Below are 18,205 nucleotides of genomic sequence, written 5' to 3'. Positions count from 1 at the left end.
AAGTGCGGGCCGCGCCGCTGCCTATCGTCAGGGGCATGCAAACCCCCCAAGACACCGCCGGCGCGCTGGCCAGCGCGCCCACCTCCGAAGACCTGCTGCGCCTGCTGGCCGAGCACGGCATTGCCTACGACCTCGTGGAGCATGAGGCCGTCTTCACCATCGCCGAGGCCCTGGCGGCCACGCCCGAGATCGGCGGCATCAAGACCAAGAACGTGTTCCTGCGCGACGGCAAGGGCGTCCGCCACTTCCTGGTGGTGGTGCCGCATGACGTGCGCCTGGACCTGCCCGGCCTGGCCGCGCAGCTGGGCGTGGCCAAGCTCAGCATGGGCTCTGCCGACCGCCTGCTGCGCCACCTGGGCGTGACGCCGGGTGCCGTCAGCGTCTTTGCCCTGCTGCATGACCGGGCGCGGGCGGTGGAGCTGGTGCTGGACGAGCGCGTGCACCAGGCCGACGCCTTGCAGGCCCACCCGCTGCGCAACACCGCCACCGTGGCCCTGGGCCGGGCGGGGCTGGACCGTTTCCTGAATCTCACCGGCCACAGCGCCCGGGTGCTGGCGGTCTGAGACCGCGGCCCAGGGGGCCGAAGGCGCCACGGCGAACGCGCGTTGCGGCGCGTCGCAAACGGACAAGCCTCCCGGGCCGGGACTGGGGACAGTGGGGTCTTCCGGGCCCGTCGCGGCCTGCGTCCTGTGGCCGGCCCATGTCCCTGACCCTTGCCCGCGCACCGGCTTTGCCGGTGCCGTCATCCCCCTGCCTCCAGGCGTCTGCCGGGGGGGCACCGCCGCTGAGTGTGGGCTTTGTGCTCATGCCCGGCTTCACCATGGTGGCCTTCTCGGGCTTTGTGGACGCGCTGCGCCTGGCCGCCGACGAGGGCGACCGCAGCCGCCAGGTGCATTGCCGCTGGAGCGTGCTGGCCGAGGAGCTGCGCCCGGTCACCGCCAGCAACGGGGTGGAGCTGATGCCCACCGCGCGCTTTGGCGACCCGGCGGCGCTGGACTATGTGGTGGTGGTGGGCGGCCTGCTGCAGGGCGTGCGCCGGCCGTCGCCCGAGGTGCTGGCCTTCCTGTGCCGGGCGGCCGCCGCCCAGGTGCCGCTGGTGGGCCTGTGCACCGGCTCCTTTGTGCTGGCCCGTGCGGGCCTGCTGCAGGGGCGGCGGGTGTGCGTGAGCTGGTTCCACCACCAGGATTTCGCGCAGGACTTTCCGCAGCTGCGGGCCGAGTCCCATGAGATGTTCATCGTTGACCGCGACCGGCTGACCTGCGCCGGGGGCACCAGCGTCGTGCACCTGGCGGCCTGGCTGATCGAGCGCCACTGCGGCCGCGCCGCGGCCTCCAAGGCCCTGCGCATCCTGCTGGAGGAGGGGGCGCTGCCGGCGCGCACGCCCCAGCCCCAGCCCAGCTTTGCCGAGCGCACCGACGACCCGCGTGTGCGCCAGGCCATCTGGCTGATGGAGCAGAACATCGGCAGCCCGCTGCCGCTGCAGGACATCGCCCGCAGCGTCAACATGAGCCTGCGGCACCTGGAGCGCTGCTTCCGTCAGGCCATCGGCCTGAGCCCGCATGAGTTCTCGGTGCGCCTGCGGCTGCGCCATGCGCACTGGATGACGCAGCAGACCCGCTTGTCGCTCTCGCAGATTGCGCTGGAGTGCGGCTTTGCCGACAGCGCGAGCTTCTCGCGCCGCTTTCGCGAGGTGTTCGGCTACCCCGCCAGCGCGCTGCGCCGGGGCCAGGTGGCGGCCCCGGTGGACGCCCTGGGCGGCGGGGTGCTCAAGGGGGCGCCGGTGGCGCCCCCGCCGGCCTGAGCCGGACGGTCGCCACCGCTCAGAAGCTGTGGGTGATGCCCAGGCCGTAGAGGGTGGTGCTGGTGGCGCCAAAGGTCTTGCGCGAGGCGTCGCCATAGACCGTGGTGCGGGTGTGGAGCGGGTAGGACACGCCGGCGCCCACCACGCGGGCCGCGCGCACCTCGTCCACCTTCACTTCACCCCAGCCGGCTTTGAGCGTGGTGGCGCCCAGGCTGTATTCCAGGCCGGTGGTGAGTGACTTGGCCTTGGAGGCGCCAGACTCGGTGACGTTGTAGGCCACCATCACCGCCACCGGGGCCAGGTTCAGGCGGGCGCCGGCGAAGGTGTCGGTGGCGTCGGCGCTGTTGCGGCTGCGCGCCAGCATGAAGGCGGTGCGCTCGGTGTTGTGGTTGAGCGAGACGCCCAGCGGGCGCGCCTTGTCGGCGGTGGCCTTCTCGGGCGAGGTGCTCAGGTGCACGGTGAAGCCGTCCAGGCTGGGCGAGTCGTAGAACAGGCCCTTGTTCAGGCGGCCGTACTCAGCCGAGCCACTGTTGCCGGTGGGGTCGGACGGGTACAGGTAATGCCAGGTGTCCCAGGCGGGCGAGGCCACGCGGTCGAAGTTGCCCCAGGGGTCGAACTGCCAGTCCTGGCTGTTGACGGCGTCCAGGCGGCGGCCGGCCTGCACCGAGCCGAAGGCGCCCTTCAGGCCCACGGTGGATTCACCGTGCCAGAAGGGCTTGCTGGCCGACTCTTGGCTGCCGTCTTCCAGGTTCAGGCGGTGGCTGAGCTTGAAGGTGGCGGTCATGCCGCCGCCCAGGTCTTCCGAGCCGCTGATGGCCACGTTGCTGCGCTGGATGGTGCCCAGCTTCCATTCTTCATTCTTGTAGACGCCCAGGTCGAGCATGCCCGAGATGGTCAGGCTGGGGGCGGCAAAGGCCGTGGGCGCGGCCAGCAGGGCGGCGCACAGGGGCAAGGCGCCGCAGCGCAGGAGGGAGGTGGGGTGCATGGTGAGGTCCTGTCTAAGGCTGCACAGGCAGCGCGAGGTGGTGCAAGAGCACATGCGGCGGCCCGGGCCGGCCCCAAAACGGGGGGCCCTGCAGACTGCCTGAGGGGGAGGAAGCGCCGCCCAGGGGTGGGGCGGGGTCAAGACGCGACGGCTGGCGGGCCGCCGCAGCGCCTTACTTGGGCACGTTGGCCAGCCAGCGGTTGACCAGCTCGCCGTGGCTGCCGATGAAGGCGGCGGCCTCCTTGGCGGCGTTGCTGCTGCGGGCCTTGAGCATCACGCCTTCCAGGTCGGACAGCGAGATCTTGAGGTTGCGGATGAAGGCCGCGGCGGTGGGGAAGTCGGCGCTGAAGCCCTTGCGTGCCAGGGCGTGGATGGATTCCGAGCCGCCCAGCACCTGCTTGGGGTCTTCCAGGAAGCGCAGCTTGTACTGCGAGAACATCCAGTGCGGCGACCAGGTGGTCACCACCATCCACTGCTTGCGTTGGATGGCCCGATCCAGCGAGGAGATCATGGCCGCGTCCGAAGCGGTCAGCAGCTTGTAGTCCAGGCCGTAGGCCTTGATGGCGGTCTCGGAGAGCTTCATCAAGCCGGCGCCGGCGTCGATGCCCTGGATCTTGCTGCCCAGCTTCTCCATCACCTCGGGCTTCTTGAGGTCCTCGATGCTCTTGAGCGTGGCTTCAGGGATGTCGGCAGGCACCGCCCAGCCCAGCTTGGCGTCGGTGTAGAGCGGGCCCAGGTCTTCGACCGAGCCCTTGACCTTGTCCCAGTAGCTCTTGTGGGTGCCGGGCAGCCAGGCCATGAGCATCAGGTCGATCTGGCCGCGTTCCAGGCCGGCGTACTGCAGGGCCACGTCGGCCATCACCAGCTCGACCTTCTGGGCCAGGCGCTGCTCCAGGATGAGCTTGGCGATGTTGGTCACCGCCTCGGCGTCCGACCAGGCGGTCCAGCCGATGCGGATCGGCTTGGCCTGGGCCAGCACCGACAGCGGCGTGCCGGCCAGCGCCAGGGTGGTGGTGGTACCGGCCAGGAAGTGGCGGCGATTCATCAAGTCCTTGTCCTCAGTCATGGAAATCCTCCAGGGAATCGGGTTAGGGGCCGGGCTCCACGGTAATTCCTGCGTCGCCCGATGGTTTCGCGGGAACGACATCGACGTGTCCGCCGGCGACACCTGGCCCGGGCTTGGCGTGGGCGCGGCGTTGGCGCCACCAGCCCGCCAGGGTGAGCAGCAGCCACAGCGACTGGCTCAGGAAGGACGAGAGGTTGAAGGCCCCCGCCAGCGAGGCCAGCACGCACAGCGGGCCGATGACGTTGAGCAGCACCACGCGCCGGCTCAGGGGCGGCTCATGCCGCACCTGCACCAGGAAGTGGGCCACCACATAGGCGCACACGCCGGCCAGGCCGACGAGGTCGAGCGGGCCCAGGCGGATCATGCGGTGGGGGCGCCGCAGCGGGCGCTGGGGGTGCTAGGGGCGCTTGCTGGGCACGGGCGGGGTGTGCCGGGCGGCCGGCACAAGGGGCGGGGGTGGCGCAGCGGGTGGGCGGGCATGGTGGTGGCAGACACGGCAAAGGCCCGCACGCGGCGGGCCTCGGGTGGGGCAGGGGGCAGGGTGGGAATCAGAGGGCTTTCAGCTGCGCTCCTGGCGCCTCACGCCAAAGCTCTCGGTCAGCCGGTCCAGGATGATGGCCAGCAGCACCACCGACAGGCCGCTCTCGAAGCCCAGCCCGATGTCCAGGCGCTGGATGCTGGAGAGCACCTCGTTGCCCAGCCCGCCGGCGCCCACCATGGAGGCGATGATGACCATGGACAGCGCCATCATGATGGTCTGGTTGACCCCGGCCATGAGGGTGGGCAGGGCGATGGGCAATTGCACCTTCCACAGCAGCTGCATCGAGGTGCAGCCAAAGGCCTGGCCCGCCTCGATCTGCTCGCTGCTGACCTGGCGGATGCCCAGCGCCGTCAGGCGCACCACCGGCGGCATGGCAAACACCACCGTTGCCAGGATGCCCGGCACCCGGCCCAGGCCGAAGAGCATGGCCGCCGGGATCAGGTAGACGAAGGCGGGCATGGTCTGCATGAAGTCCAGCACCGGCCGCAGCAGGGCGTTGAAGCGGTCGCTGCGGGCGCTGAGGATGCCCAGCGGCACGCCGGCGGCGATGCTGATGAGCGTGGCCGAGAACACCAGGGCCAGCGTCACCGCCGTCTGGTCCCAAAAGCCGGTGATGCGGATGATGAGCAGGCTGGCCAGGGCAAACAGGCCGAAGCGCCAGTGCAGACGCCACACGCCCAGGGCCGTGACGCCCAGCATCACCAGCCACGAGGGGATGGCCAGCAGCGCCCGCTCGATCAGGCTGGAGAAGCGCTCGACCAGCGCGCCCACCATGTCGAACAGGCCGCCGCCTTGCTCCAGCATGAGCTTGACGGCGTCGTTGACCAGTTCGCCCAGGGGCAGCAGGCCGCGGCCCTGGGTCATGAGGTCCTGGAGGAGGTCAGCTGGCATGGCGGGTGCTCGCGATCTTGAGAAGCAGGCTGCGGGCCGTGATGCGGCCCACAAGGCGTTCGGCGTCGTCAAAGACGCTCACGGGTTGGTCCAGGCCCAGCACGGTCTGCAGGGTCTCGGGCAAGGTGGTGGTGGCGCGCAGCCGGCTGGCCGGGGCGGGGCGGTCGGGCGCGGGGGCGGGCACGGGGTCGCGGTCCACCAGGTCGGCGGCCGTCAGGTAGCGCGAGGTGTCCACGCCCTTGAAGAAGCGGCGCACGTAGTCGTTGGCCGGGCTGGTGACGATCTCGTGCGGCGAGCCCTCCTGCACCAGGTTGCCGCCCTCCATGATGGCGATGCGCGAGCCGATCTTGAGCGCTTCCTCCAGGTCGTGGGAGACGAAGACGATGGTGCGGCGGTGCTCGCGCTGCAGGGCCAGCATCAGGTCCTGCATCTCGGTGCGCTTGAGCGGGTCCAGTGCCGAGAAGGCCTCGTCCATCAGCAGGATGTCGGGGTCCACCGCCAGGGCGCGGGCCAGGCCCACGCGCTGCTGCATGCCGCCGGAGAGCTGGCGCGGGTACTTCTGGGCGTAGGCCTTCAGGCCCACCTGCTCCAGGGCCTGCATCACCTTGTCGCGGTAGCGCTTGGGGCTCTCGCCGGCCACTTCCAGGCCGAAGGCCACGTTGTCCTGCACCGTGCGGTGCGGCATGAGCGCGAAGCTCTGGAACACCATGGCAATGCGCTTGCGCCGCCACAGCATCAGCTCGGGCAGCGACATGCGCGCCACCTCGTCGCCATCGACCACGATGGAGCCGGCGGTGGGTTCCACCAGGCGGTTGATGAGCCGGATCAGGGTGGACTTGCCGGAGCCTGAGAGGCCCATCAGCACGTAGATGTCGCCGGCCTGGACGTCGAAACTGACCTTGTTGACGCCGACCACCTGGCCGGTGCGCTGAAAGATCTCGTCCTTGCCCAGGCCCTGCCGCAGCAAGGCCAGGGCGGCGTCGGTCTTGGTGCCGAAGACCTTGGTGAGGTCCCGGATCTGGATCTTGGGTTGGGACATGCGCGGCTCCCGGGCAGTCAAGGGGGAAGGAGGGGGGGTCATGGGGCGGCGGTGCAGGCTAGCGGTCCAGCGCCACGTCGCTCAGTGGCCGGCTGCAGCAGGGCAGGATCCAGCCTTGGGCCACTTCACGCGGGCGCAGGCCGCCGCCCTGCTGCATGAGCACCTCGCCGGCCAGGCGGCGGGTGCGGCAGGAGCCGCACACCCCGCTGGCGCAGCTGAAGGGCCAGCGCAGGCCGGCCCGGCGCGAGGCCTGCAGCAAGGTCTCGTCCGGGGCGCAGTCAAAGCCGCCGCCCTTGGCCAGGCGCACGGCAAACGCCGGGGCGGCGGCCCCCGCGGCGCCCGCACCGGCGGGGGGCGTATTGGCGGCGTCGGGGGAGGCGGCGTCGGGGGAGGCGGCGTCGGGGGAGGCGGCAGGCGCGACCGGGTCGGCCGACGCCTCAAAGCTGAAGCTCTCCTCGTGGTAGCGGGCCATGTCAAAGCCCGCCTCGCCCAGCATGGCGCGCACCGCGGCCATGAAGGGGGCTGGCCCGCAGCACCACACCTCGCGTGTCAGCAGGTCGGGCACCTGGGCGCGCAGCGTGGCCAGTGACAGGCGCCCCGTCAGGCCGCTGTAGCCCGGGGTGGCCCCACGTTGTTCACACACCACGGTGGCACGCCAGCGCGGCAGGCGCCGTGCCAGCAGGGTCAGCTCCTCGGCAAAGACCACGTCCTGCGGCGTGCGCGCGGCGTGCACAAAGTGCACGTCGGCGTCCAGGCCCAGGTCGGCCCAGGCGCGGGACATGGACATCAGCGGCGTGATGCCGCTGCCGCCCGAGAGGTAGAGCTGGCCGCGTGCGGGGGCGCTGACCGGGCCGGGCGGGAAGCAGAAGGCGCCCGCCGGCCCGGTCAGGTCCAGCCGCGTGCCCGGCCGCAGGTGGTCGTGCAGCCAGTTGGAGACCCGCCCGCCGGGCACCCGCTTGACCGTGATGGCCAGGGTGTCCGGGCGGGTGGGGCTGGAGCTGAGCGTGTAGCAGCGGTTCACGCGCTCGCCGTCGATCTCCAGGGCCAGGGTGACGAACTGCCCGGGCCGGTAGTGGAAGCTGCGCGCCGCCCCTTCCAGCCGCAGGACGAAGGTGCGCACGTCAGGGGTCTCGTCGATCACCTGAACGCACAGAAAGCCTTCGTCGTCAGGACGCCAGGCCGGGGCAGGGGCGTCTGCCAGGTCGGGGTGGTGGGGGCTGCTCATGGGAGGGGCGGACGGTGAGGCGGGCAGGGCGGACGGCCGTGGCTCAGGTGGGGCGCATGCGGCGCTCAGGCGGCGCTCAGGCCGGCGCGCATGCGGTCCACATACCAGGTGCAGAAGGCTTCCACCAACCCTTCGGTGAAGGGCGAGTAGGGGCCCGGGCGGTAGGCGGGGCTGGCCACGCCGGCTTGCGACAGCTCCACCAGGCGGCGGTCCTGGTCGTTGGTGGCGTTCCACACCGCGGTCAGGTTCTCCACCGTGTAGTCCACGCCCTCCACCGCGTCCTTGTGCACGCACCAGGTGGTGCGCACCAGGGTGCGGCCGGCCGACAGCGGGATGACCGAGAAGCTCACCACGTGGTCGCTCATGAAGTGGTGCCAGGAGTTGGGCTGGGTCCAGAAGGACAGGCCGCCCAGCGACTTCTCGGTGAAGTCGCCCAGCAACTTTTTGCAGGCCACCTGGGTGTCCAGGGTCTGGGACTCGCCGGCGCGGTCCAGCGGCAGGCGCTGGGTGCGAAAGCCCGTCACCCGGGTGTCCAGCTCTTCCATGCGGACGCTGGGCAGGCCCATGGCTTCCCAGCGGGCGCAGCTGTCGGCCACGATCTGCTCAAAGCGGGCGATGCCTTCCGCGTTCTGCGGGCCGGGCTGGGCGCCAAAGCCGTGCTCGTACAGCGAGACGGTCAGCTCCGGGTGATTGCCCACGCAGTGGTAGCACTCCCGGTTGTTCTCCATGGTCAGCTTCCAGTTGCCCTGCTCCAGGATCTCGACCTGCGCGGCCACCTTGCACTCGGCCAGCTTGTGCGGCGCCAGGTAGGGGCGCATGCGGGCGGCCACCTCTTCAAAGTCGGTCGGCGGCGCGTCGGCCAGGCAGATGAAGATCAGGCCTTCCAGCTCCCGCAGGTGCACCTTGTGCAGGTGGTGCTGCTCGCGCAGGAAGGTCTCGCCCATGTGGTCGGCGTGGATCAGCTTGCCTTCCAGGTCATAAGTCCACTGGTGGTAGGGGCAGACGATGTTGCCCAGGCTGCCCTGGTGCGCATCGCACAGCTTGGAGCCACGGTGGCGGCAGACGTTGTGGAAGGCGCGCAGGGCCATGTCGTCGTCCCGCACGATCAGCACGGAGTCGCCGCCCACGTCCACGGTGATGAAGTCACCGGGCTCGGGCACCTGCGGGGCCACGGCCACGAAGATCCAGTGCCGCCGGAAGATGTGCGCCAAGTCGGCGCGGAAGATCTCCTCGCTCATGTAGAACGGGGCCTCCAGGCTGTGGCCGGGCAGGCGCCGCTCCAGCAGGAGGGCCAGGGTGTCGGCGGCGCCGCCGGCACGGGGATGCAGGGTGACGGGAGCCGTCGCGGTGGGGGTGGCGGACATGTCTGTAATCCTCTGGGGGAGCTGCAAGGCATCGGGGCGCTGCGGCGTGTGGGGGTTGCGGCCTCCCAGCGCCCGATGAAATCGATTGTTCGGTCAGCGCCCCGGCCGACCTTGCGTGGTTCGGACGCGGACTTGTCTGCAGGCGACATGCCCACCGCCACCGCGTCGGCCGTGTCCCGCTGGGGGCCTCGTGTCGCTTCTGATCAAGTGCACGGCGGGCGGCGTCAAGACGTCCGGCGTGTGGCGGTCAGGCTCACGCCCGTGCCCACCCCCGGGCTCACCCAGGCGCCAGACGCCCTCGCGCGGGGCTCAGGTGGTGCCGGGTGGGCCGGCCAGACGGGCCTGGGGCGTGGGCGGCCCATGTCGGTTTTGGGCAAGTGCATGTCCTTGGTGCACAAGCCGCCCCGCCCCTGGGCCCAAAGAATGGCCTCCCATCAGCCCGCCCCTTGCGGCGGCCTGACCCCCACCCGGCGCTTCTCCGCGCCCCGGCCCGTCTCCCGCTCCGCCGACCGACCGCCCCCGCCATGAACACGACTTCCTTCTTCTCCCGCCCCTTGTCCCAGGCCGACGCCCCGGTGGCCCGGGCCCTGGGCCAGGAGCTGCTGCGCCAGCAAGCGCAGATCGAGCTGATCGCCTCCGAGAACATCGTCTCGCGCGCCGTGCTGCAGGCGCAGGGCTCGGTGTTCACCAACAAGTACGCCGAGGGCTATCCCGGCAAGCGCTACTACGGCGGCTGCGAGTACGCCGACGTGGTCGAGGCCCTGGCCATTGACCGCCTGTGCACCCTGTTTGGCGCCCGCTTTGCCAATGTGCAGCCGCACTCCGGCGCCCAGGCCAACACCGCGGTGATGCTGGCCCTGGTCAAGCCCGGTGACACGGTGCTGGGCATGGCCCTGTCGGCCGGCGGCCACCTGACGCACGGCGCCAAGCCGGCACTCTCAGGCAAGTGGTTCAACGCCGTGCAGTACGGCGTGCGGCAGAGCGACAGCCTCATCGACTACGACGAGGTCGAGCGCCTGGCGCGCGAGCACCGCCCCAAGCTCCTCATCGCCGGCTTCTCGGCCTACCCGCGGGTCATCGACTGGGCGCGTTTCCGTGCCATTGCCGACGAGGTGGGCGCCCTGCTGATGGTGGACATGGCGCATGTGGCCGGCCTGGTGGCCGCGGGCGTGTACCCCAGCCCGGTGCCGCATGCCCATGTGACCACCAGCACCACGCACAAGACCTTGCGCGGCCCGCGCGGCGGCGTGATCCTGACCAACGACGAGGAGATCGCCAAGAAGGTCAACGCGGCGGTGTTCCCCGGCGCGCAGGGCGGCCCGCTGATGCACGTCATCGCCGCCAAGGCGGTGGCCTTTGGCGAGGCGCTGACCCCGGAGTTCCAGGCCTATGCCGGCCAGGTGGTGGCCAACGCCCGCGCCATGGGTGAGGCCCTGCGCGCAGGCGGTCTGGATCTGGTCACGGGCGGCACCGACAACCACCTGCTGCTGGTGGACCTGCGGCCCCTGGGCCTGAAGGGCAACCAGACCGAGGTGGCGTTGGAGCGCGCCGGCATCACCTGCAACAAGAACGGCATTCCGTTTGACACCGAGAAGCCCACCATCACGTCGGGCATCCGGGTGGGGGCCGCCGCCATCACCTCCCGCGGCCTGAAGGAGGACGACTGCCGAGAGGTCGCCCGCCTGATCCTGGACGTGATGCAGGCCCTGCGCCGCCAGCCCGAAGGCGACGCCCGCGTCGAGATGCTGGTGCGCGAGCAGGTGCAAAGCCTGACCAGCCGCTTTCCCATCTACCCCGACCTCTGATGTCCGCCCGACCCCAGGAGCACACGCCCATGAACGCCCTGCACGCCGAATCCATCGTCATCGACGGACTCATCATCTCCAAGTGGAACCGCCCGGTCTTTGAGGACATGCGCCGCGGTGGCCTGACCGCCGCCAACTGCACCGTCTCGGTCTGGGACGACTTCAAGGCCACCGTGCACAACATCGCTGAGATGAAGTCGCACATCCGCGCCAACGCCGACCTGCTCACGCTGGTGCGCACGACGGACGACATCCGCCGCGCCAAGGCCGAAGGCAAGACCGGCATCATCCTGGGCTTCCAGAACGCCCACGCCTTTGAGGACCACCTGGGCCACATCGAGGCCTTCGCCGACATGGGCGTGCGCGTGGTGCAGCTCTGCTACAACACCCAGAACCTGATCGGCACCGGCTGCTACGAGCGCGACGGGGGCCTGTCGGGCTACGGCCACGAGGTCATCGCCGAGATGAACCGTGTGGGCATCATGGTGGACCTCTCGCACGTCGGCGCCAAGACCAGCGAGGAGGCCATCCTGGCCAGCAAGAAGCCGGTGACCTACAGCCACTGCCTGCCCGCTGGCCTGAAAGAGCACCCGCGCAACAAGAGCGACGAGCAGCTGAAGTTCATCGCCGACCGTGGCGGCTTCATCGGCGTGACCATGTTCCCGCCCTTCCTCAAGCGCGGCGTCGAGTCCACCGTGGCCGACTATGTGGAGGCGCTGGACTACGTGATCAACCTGGTCGGCGAGGACTGCGTGGGCGTGGGCACCGACCACACCCAGGGCTACGGCCAAGACTTCTTCGACCACATCACCCACGACAAGGGCCGCGGCCGCCGTCTGACCAACTTCGGCACCGTGCTCAACCCGGAGGGCATCCGCACCATCGGCGAGATGCCCAACCTGACCGACGCCATGGCGCGCGCCGGCTGGAAGCCCGAGCGCATCGTCAAGGTCATCGGCGGCAACTGGCTGCGGGTCTTCGGTGAAGTCTGGGGCGCCTGAGGCCGCCCACAAGGAGAGCACAACATGCAACCGCAACTGCCCATCGACGTCGCCCCGGACACCGGCATCTGGACCACCGACGGTCTGCCGATGATCTACGTGCCGCGGCACTTCTTCGTCAACAACCACGTGGAGGCCGAGGCCGCCATCGGCCGCGAGACCTACGCCGCCAGCCTCTACACCGCCGGCCACCGCTCGGCCTACTTCTGGTGCGAGCAGGAGAGCAAGACCCACGGCCTGCAGGGCCTGGCCGTCTACGAGCACTACCTCAAGCGCCTGTCGCAGCGGGGCTGGGGCCTGTTCTCGTTTGACGAGGTGGACGCCACCACCGGCCACGCCCGCATCCGCCTGGAGCACTCGGTCTTTGTGCTGGCCCAGGGCATTGCCGGCGTGCCGGTGAGCGCCGACAAGGTCTGCTACCTGTTTGCGGGCTGGTTCTCTGGCGCCATGGACTGGGTGGGCCAGGCCACCGGCCAGACCTGGAAGACCCACAGCGAAGAGACCCAGTGCGCGGCCCAGGGCCATGCGCACTGCGTCTTCACCGTCACGCCCCTGGCGGACTGACGCCTTCCCGCGCCGCCCCGCAGCACCCTCACGCCGTCCGACCATGCGCTACCCGCACCTCTTCGAACCCATCCAGCTCAACCAGCTGAAGATCCGCAACCGCATCGTCAGCACCGCCCACGCGGAGGTGTACGCCGACGACGGCATCCCCGGCGAGCGTTACATCCGCTACTACGAGGAAAAGGCCAAGGGCGGCGTCGGCCTGGCGATCTGCGGCGGCTCCAGCCCCGTCTCGCGCGACAGCCCGAGCAGCTGGTGGAGCTCGGTCAACCTCTCGCGCGACGAGACCATGGACGGCCTGGCCAAACTGGCCGACACCATGCACAAGCATGGCGCCAAGATCATGATCCAGGCCACCCACATGGGCCGGCGCAACGCCTGGCACGGCTTTGACTGGCCGCACCTGGTCAGCCCCTCGGGCGTGCGGGAGCCGGTGCACCGTGGCAATGCCAAGACCATCGAGATCGAGGAGATCCGCCGCATCATCCAGGACTACGCCAAGGCGGCGCGCCGGGTGAAGGCTTCGGGGCTGGATGGCATCGAAATCTCTGCCGCGCACCAGCACCTGATCGACCAGTTCTGGAGCCCGCGCAGCAACTTCCGCACCGATGAATGGGGCGGCAGCCTGCAAAACCGCCTGCGCTTTGGCCTGGAAGTGCTGCAAGCGGTGCGCGCCGAAGTGGGCAAGGACTTTGTGGTGGGCCTGCGCATGTGTGGCGACGAGTTCCACGAAGACGGCCTGAGCCACGAGATGCTCAAGGAAATCGCCCAGGCCATGAGCGAGACCGGGCTGATCGACTACCTGAGTGTCATCGGCTCCGGCGCCGACACCCACAACACCCTGGCCAACTGCATGCCACCCATGGCCTTGCCGCCCGAGCCCTTTGTGCACCTGGCCGGTGGCATCAAGAGCGTGGTGAAGATTCCGGTGATGCACGCGCAGAGCATCCGTGACGCGCAACAGGCCGAGCGCCTGCTGGCCAGCGGCACGGTGGACATGGTGGGCATGACCCGCGCGCAGATCGCCGACCCGCACATGGTCATCAAGATCCGCGACGGGCGCGAAGACCAGATCAAGCAGTGCGTGGGCGCCAACTACTGCATCGACCGGCAATACAACGGCCTGGATGTGCTGTGCGTGCAAAACGCCGCCACCAGCCGTGAGCGCACCATGCCGCACACCATCGCCAAGACCACCGGGCCCAAGCGCAAGGTGGTGGTGGTGGGCGCCGGCCCCGCCGGCCTGGAAGCCGCCCGCGTGGCCCGTGAGCGGGGCCACGACGTGGTGCTGTTCGAGAAGCAGCCCCAGGTGGGCGGCCAGGTGAACCTGGCGGCCAAGGCGCCCAAGCGCGAGCAGATGGCCGGCATCATCCGTTGGTTTGACCTGGAGACGGTGCGCCTGGGCGTGGACCGCCGCCTGGGCACCGAGGCCGACGTGTCCATGATCCTGGACGAGCGGCCCGACATCGTGGTGCTGGCCACCGGCGGCCTGCCGCACACCGGCCAGAACCCCGCTTGGGGCGTGGCCGAAGGCCTGTCCGTGTCGGGCTGGGACATCCTCAGCGGCAAGGTGGCGCCCCAGGGCAATGTGCTGGTGTATGACGCCATCAGCACCCACGCCGGCGCGGGCGTGGCCGACTTCATCGCCAGCCGCGGCCACCTGGTGGAAATCGTCACCCCCGACGTGAAGGTGGCCGACGACACCGGCGGCACCACCTTCCCCATCCTCTACCGCCAGCTCTGCGCCAACGGCGTGGTCCTCACGCCCAACCACTGGCTGGACCGCGTCTACCGTGAGAGCACCCCCGAGGGCGACAAGCTGGTGGCCGTGCTGCGCCACGAGTACACCGAGGCGCTGGAGGAGCGGGTGGTCGACCAGGTGGTCATCGAGAACGGCATCCTGCCCAACGAGGCGCTGTACTGGCAGCTCAAGGCCCGCTCGCTCAACCACGGCCAGACCGACATCGACGCGCTCTACGACAACCAGCCGCAGCCGGTGCTGTCGCAGGCGCTGGGGGATGGCCGCTTCGCGCTGTTCCGCATTGGCGACGGCGTGTCGATGCACAACATTCACGCCGCGATCTACGACGCGCTGCGCCTTTGCAAGGACTTTTGAGCATGGACGCCGTCCTGTCTTCCTCCACCTGGATCTGGCGTGACGCCATCACGGCCGTGTTCTGGCTGGCCGTGGCCGCGCTGGTGATCGGCACGGCGCGGCGCGCCGCGCTGTGGCGCACCGGGCGTGCCGCCACCGTGGCCTGGAGCGGCCTGCTGGCCATCCCCAAGCGCTACTTTGTGGACCTGCACCATGTGGTGGCGCGTGAGCCCGCCGTGGCGCGGGCCCACGTGGCCGTGGGCGGTGGGGCCATCGCCTGCCTGCTGCTGGTGGCCCTCAATGACGGCCTGCGCCTGCGCTGGCCGGTGCTGGACATGGCGCTGGTGGCCTGTGCCGGCGTGATGCTGGTGGGCGCGGTGCTGATGGCCCAGCGCCGCCGCCAGCCGCAGGTGGCGGCACGGGTGTCGCGCGGCCCCTGGCAGCGCCTGCCCTGGACGCTGGGCCTGGGCGCGGTGGGCCTGCTGGCCCTGGCGGCTGCCGCGCTGTGGCACGACAGCATCGCCCCCTGGTGGGCCGCCCTGTGCGTGCTGGCGCTGGGTGTGGGCGCGGCCGAACTGGCCCTGGGCATTGGCCTGGCCGGCCCCATGAAACACGCCGTGGCCGGCCTGCTGCACCTGGGCCTGCACCCGCGCCCCGAGCGTTTTGGCGATCAGCCGGTGGGCCCGGCCGCCCAGCGCAGCGCCAGCGCCCTCCAGCCCGTGGCCCTGGGCCAGGACCTGCCCGGCGCCGCCAAGCCGGCTGACCTGCCCTGGAACCGCCTGCTGTCCTTTGACGCCTGCGTGCAGTGCGGCAAGTGCGAGGCCGCCTGCCCGGCCTTTGCCGCCGGCCAGCCGCTCAACCCCAAGAAGTTGGTGCAGGACCTGGTGAGCGGCATGGCCGGCACCGGCGACGCCCAGTACGCCGGCAACCCCTATCCCGGCCGCGAGATTGGCCGCCATGCCGGCGCCCCCGACCAGGCGGTGGTGCCCGGCCTGATCGAGGCCGAGACCCTGTGGAGCTGCACCACCTGCCGCGCCTGCGTGCAGGCCTGCCCCATGCTCATCGAGCATGTGGACCTGGTGGTGGACCTGCGCCGCCACCTCACCCTGGTGGGCGGCACCGTACCCAACAAGGGCAACGAGGTGCTGGCCGCCCTGCGCGAGACCGACACCCAAGGCCGCTACCCGCTGGCCGCCCGCCACCACTGGGCCAGCGACCTGGGCCTGCCGGTGCTGGACGCGAGCCCCTCCACCGCCACCCGCACCGAATGGCTGCTGCTGGCGGGCGAGGCGGGGTTTGACCTGCGCGGCCAGAAGACGTTGCGCGCCTTGGTGAGCGCGCTGAAGGCCGGCGGTGTGGTGCCCGCCTTGCTGGGGGCCCTGGAGACCGACTGCGGCGACGTGGCCCGCCGCCTGGGCGACGAAGCCGGCTACCAGCGCCTGGCCCGCCAGCTCATCGCCACGCTGCAGGCGCATCCGGCCGCGCACCTGGTCACGGCCGACCCGCACCTGCTGCACGCCCTGCGCAACGAGTACCCGCTGCTGGATGAGGCCTGGGCCCGGCGCCTGGCCAGCGGCCAGACCCGCGTGTGGCACCACACCGAGCTGCTGGCCGACCTGCTGGAGCGCGGCCGCCTCCAGCCCCGGCCGGCCGATGGCCGCACGCCGCCCCGCGTCACCCTGCACGACCCCTGCTACCTGGGCCGCTACAACGGCCAGACCGAGGCCCCGCGCCGTGCGCTCAAGGCCATTGGCATCCCCATCGTGGAGATGGAGCGCTGCGGCCAGAACGCCCGCTGCTGCGGCGGAGGCGGCGGCGCGCCGATGACCGACATCCCCGGCCAGCGCCGCATCCCCGACCTGCGCATGGACGACGCCCGCGCCACCGGCGCCGACGTGGTGGCCGTGGCCTGCCCGCAGTGCACCGCCATGCTCGAAGGCGTCACCGGCAAGCGCCCTGAGGTGCTGGACGTGGCCGAGCTGGTGGCCCGCGCGGTGCAGGCCCCGGGCGCGCGCCCCCAGACCCCCGCCGTGGAGAAGCAAGCATGACCCGACGAGTCGACCCCCGCCGCCCGGTGCTCATCACCCCCCAGGGCCTGCGCCGCATCGTGCTGGGCGGCACCGAAGGCGAGCGCGGCCTGCGCGCCGTGGCCCACGCCAGCGCCCCCAAGACCCCGCGTCTGCAAGGCGAGCCGCGCGGTTGCCTGCTGGTGCTGGCCCATCCCGACGGCGGTGGCCTGGACGAGCATGCCCGCGAGGCCGTGGCCGCCGCCGCCCTGCTGGCCCGCGCCGACGAGGCCGTGGTGCTGCTGATGCCCTGGAGCGCGCCGCTGCCGGACGCCGAGGCGGTGGCGGCCGTGGCCAGCGGCCTGGCCGCCGCGGCCCTGGGCGTGGACCGGCTGGAGCTGCTGCCCCTGACCGCCGACACCGCCGCCCCGGCCCTGCTGCAGGCCGTGGCCCAGCGCTGGCAGGCCCTGGCCCCGCGCTTGGTGCTGGCCGCCGACCGTGGCGAGGACGCCCTGCTGGGCCGGCGCCTGGCCGTGCGCCTGGGTCTGGCCTGCGCCACCGAGGTGGTCGAGATCAACGCCCAGCAGGTTCGGGTGCGTGACCTGGGCGGTCCTGGGCGGCCCGCCGGCGACGCCACCGCCGCCCTGGCGGACCTGCAACTGCTGCTGCTGGCCCGGCAGGTGGCCCGCACCGAGCTGCCCTTCACCGGTCTGGGCCAGGCCTTGGGCCTGCCGCGGCCCGCCCCACAGGCCCTGCCGGGGCTGCAGGACCTGGGCGTGAGCGCCGGCCAGGCCCAGCAGGTGGCCCTGGAAGAGGCCGAGTTCATCCTGGCTGCCGGGCAGGGCGTGCGCGACGTGGCGCTGTTCCACCGTCTGGCCCAGGCCCTGGGCGCGGCGGTGGGCGCCTCGCGGGTGGCGGTGGATGCGGGGCACTTTCCCCGCAGCCAGCAGATCGGCGCCACCGGGCGCACGGTGCAGGCCCGGGGCTACCTGGCCCTGGGCATCTCCGGCGCGGTGCAGCACCTGCAGGGCATCCGCGAATGCCGCCATGTCATGGCCGTCAACACCGACCCCGCCGCGCCCATGGTGCAGCGCGCCGAGCTGACCCTGGTGGCCGATGTGCAGGCGCTGATGCAGGCCCTGCTGGAGCAGCTGCAGGCCGAGGCCGCGCCGGACGCGCGCCCAGCGGCGCCGGCGTCACGGCCGGCCCTCTCCGTCGCCACGCCCTCCACCCTTCCCCCAGCCACTCCCCTGAAGGCGGCCTGAGCATGCGAAAGACTCCTTCCCCCTGCGGCCTGGCCGTGCTGGTCAGCGTGCGCATGGACCCCGTCAGCGCCCGGGCCACCCGCAGCCGGGCCGATGCCGCCACCCTGGCCCTGGCCTGCCGGGCCCTGGACGGCGGCGCCCCGCCCCAGGTCTGCACCGCCGGGCCCATGCCCGACGCCGTGGCCCGCGACTACCTGGCCCAGGGCGTGGACACCCTGCAGCGCCTGGCGGTGCCGGCCGACACCCTGGCCGCGGTGGCGGCCGCACTGGCCGCCCACTGCCGTGGCCAGGCCCTGGTGCTGACCTCGGCCCGGGCGGAGTCCGGGCTGGCCACCGGCCTGCTGCCCCATGTGCTGGCCGAGCAGCTGCAGCGCCCGCTGCTGGCCGACGTGATCGATCTGCAGGCGCTGCCCGACGGCGGCTGGCGCGTGGTGCAGGCGCTGCCGCGCGGCGCGCGCCGCGCCTGGCAGCTGGCGCCCGGGGCGCCGGCGGTGCTGGTCACCAGCCCCCGCCTGGTCCAGCGTGAGGACTTGCCCCTGCGCCACGCCTGGCTCGCC

At 71.3% G+C, this 18,205-nt stretch carries 15 protein-coding genes and 1 pseudogene; 9 read left to right on the top strand and 7 right to left on the bottom strand.

What is annotated here, in order from left to right; translation table 11 throughout:
* Nucleotides 1-35 precede the first annotated feature (35 nt).
* Together G3A44_RS11320 and G3A44_RS11315 are read left to right on the top strand one after the other, a co-directional pair.
* A complete protein-coding gene (locus tag G3A44_RS11320) occupies nt 36-563 on the top strand; it encodes a prolyl-tRNA synthetase associated domain-containing protein (RefSeq protein ID WP_163457632.1) in 528 nt (175 codons plus the stop codon).
* 137 nt (nt 564-700) lie between these two features.
* Nucleotides 701-1,801, top strand: a complete 1,101-nt coding sequence (locus tag G3A44_RS11315) for a GlxA family transcriptional regulator (protein ID WP_163457631.1) — start codon at nt 701-703, stop codon at nt 1,799-1,801.
* Between the two features lie 19 nt (nt 1,802-1,820).
* Here the strand turns inward: G3A44_RS11315 and G3A44_RS11310 are convergent, their stop codons facing one another.
* The 7 genes from G3A44_RS11310 to G3A44_RS11280 form a co-directional block, all read right to left on the bottom strand.
* A complete protein-coding gene (locus tag G3A44_RS11310) occupies nt 1,821-2,786 on the bottom strand; it encodes a porin (protein ID WP_163457630.1) in 966 nt (321 codons plus the stop codon).
* A gap of 172 nt (nt 2,787-2,958) precedes the next feature.
* Nucleotides 2,959-3,852: a glycine betaine ABC transporter substrate-binding protein gene (locus G3A44_RS11305; protein WP_239061822.1), complete on the bottom strand. Its 894-nt coding sequence runs from the start codon at nt 3,850-3,852 to the stop codon at nt 2,959-2,961.
* A gap of 22 nt (nt 3,853-3,874) precedes the next feature.
* Nucleotides 3,875-4,216, bottom strand: a complete 342-nt coding sequence (locus G3A44_RS11300; protein ID WP_203561375.1) for a CBU_0592 family membrane protein — start codon at nt 4,214-4,216, stop codon at nt 3,875-3,877.
* Between the two features lie 195 nt (nt 4,217-4,411).
* Nucleotides 4,412-5,284 carry an ABC transporter permease gene (locus G3A44_RS11295; RefSeq protein ID WP_375138651.1) on the bottom strand — a complete coding sequence of 291 codons (873 nt, stop codon included), beginning with the start codon at nt 5,282-5,284 and terminating at the stop codon, nt 4,412-4,414.
* Nucleotides 5,274-6,323 (bottom strand): quaternary amine ABC transporter ATP-binding protein, encoded by a 1,050-nt coding sequence (locus G3A44_RS11290; RefSeq protein ID WP_163457629.1) that lies wholly within the window; start codon nt 6,321-6,323, stop codon nt 5,274-5,276. Before G3A44_RS11290 ends, G3A44_RS11295 begins: the two co-directional genes overlap by 11 nt.
* Nucleotides 6,324-6,381: 58 nt before the next feature.
* Nucleotides 6,382-7,548 carry an FAD-binding oxidoreductase gene (locus G3A44_RS11285; protein ID WP_163457628.1) on the bottom strand — a complete coding sequence of 389 codons (1,167 nt, stop codon included), beginning with the start codon at nt 7,546-7,548 and terminating at the stop codon, nt 6,382-6,384.
* Between the two features lie 65 nt (nt 7,549-7,613).
* Nucleotides 7,614-8,912 (bottom strand): aromatic ring-hydroxylating oxygenase subunit alpha, encoded by a 1,299-nt coding sequence (locus tag G3A44_RS11280; RefSeq protein ID WP_163457627.1) that lies wholly within the window; start codon nt 8,910-8,912, stop codon nt 7,614-7,616.
* 524 nt (nt 8,913-9,436) lie between these two features.
* On the opposite strand from G3A44_RS11280, the gene glyA reads away from it, so the two are divergent.
* The 7 genes and pseudogenes from glyA to G3A44_RS11245 form a co-directional block, all read left to right on the top strand.
* Nucleotides 9,437-10,717, top strand: coding sequence for a serine hydroxymethyltransferase (gene glyA, locus G3A44_RS11275; protein ID WP_163457626.1), 1,281 nt, complete (start codon nt 9,437-9,439; stop codon nt 10,715-10,717).
* A 29-nt stretch (nt 10,718-10,746) separates the two neighbouring features.
* Nucleotides 10,747-11,718 (top strand): dipeptidase, encoded by a 972-nt coding sequence (locus tag G3A44_RS11270; protein WP_163457625.1) that lies wholly within the window; start codon nt 10,747-10,749, stop codon nt 11,716-11,718.
* Between the two features lie 24 nt (nt 11,719-11,742).
* Nucleotides 11,743-12,282, top strand: a complete 540-nt coding sequence (locus G3A44_RS11265) for a DUF5943 domain-containing protein (RefSeq protein ID WP_163457624.1) — start codon at nt 11,743-11,745, stop codon at nt 12,280-12,282.
* A gap of 43 nt (nt 12,283-12,325) precedes the next feature.
* Nucleotides 12,326-14,398 carry an oxidoreductase gene (locus tag G3A44_RS11260; RefSeq protein ID WP_163457623.1) on the top strand — a complete coding sequence of 691 codons (2,073 nt, stop codon included), beginning with the start codon at nt 12,326-12,328 and terminating at the stop codon, nt 14,396-14,398.
* 2 nt (nt 14,399-14,400) lie between these two features.
* Complete coding sequence (locus G3A44_RS11255; RefSeq protein ID WP_163457622.1) at nt 14,401-16,425, top strand: (Fe-S)-binding protein; 2,025 nt, start codon at nt 14,401-14,403, stop codon at nt 16,423-16,425.
* Nucleotides 16,422-17,648 carry an electron transfer flavoprotein subunit alpha/FixB family protein gene (locus G3A44_RS11250; RefSeq protein WP_163457621.1) on the top strand — a complete coding sequence of 409 codons (1,227 nt, stop codon included), beginning with the start codon at nt 16,422-16,424 and terminating at the stop codon, nt 17,646-17,648. Before G3A44_RS11255 ends, G3A44_RS11250 begins: the two co-directional genes overlap by 4 nt.
* A gap of 2 nt (nt 17,649-17,650) precedes the next feature.
* Nucleotides 17,651-18,205 (top strand): annotated as a pseudogene (locus G3A44_RS11245) (hypothetical protein); the annotation flags it as partial.

The sequence above is a fragment of the Ideonella livida genome, from assembly GCF_010499455.1.
GTDB classification, from domain to species: domain Bacteria; phylum Pseudomonadota; class Gammaproteobacteria; order Burkholderiales; family Burkholderiaceae_C; genus Ideonella; species Ideonella livida.
The sequence above is the reverse complement of the archived record's forward strand: the minus strand, read 5'-3'. Positions and strand labels throughout refer to the sequence as shown.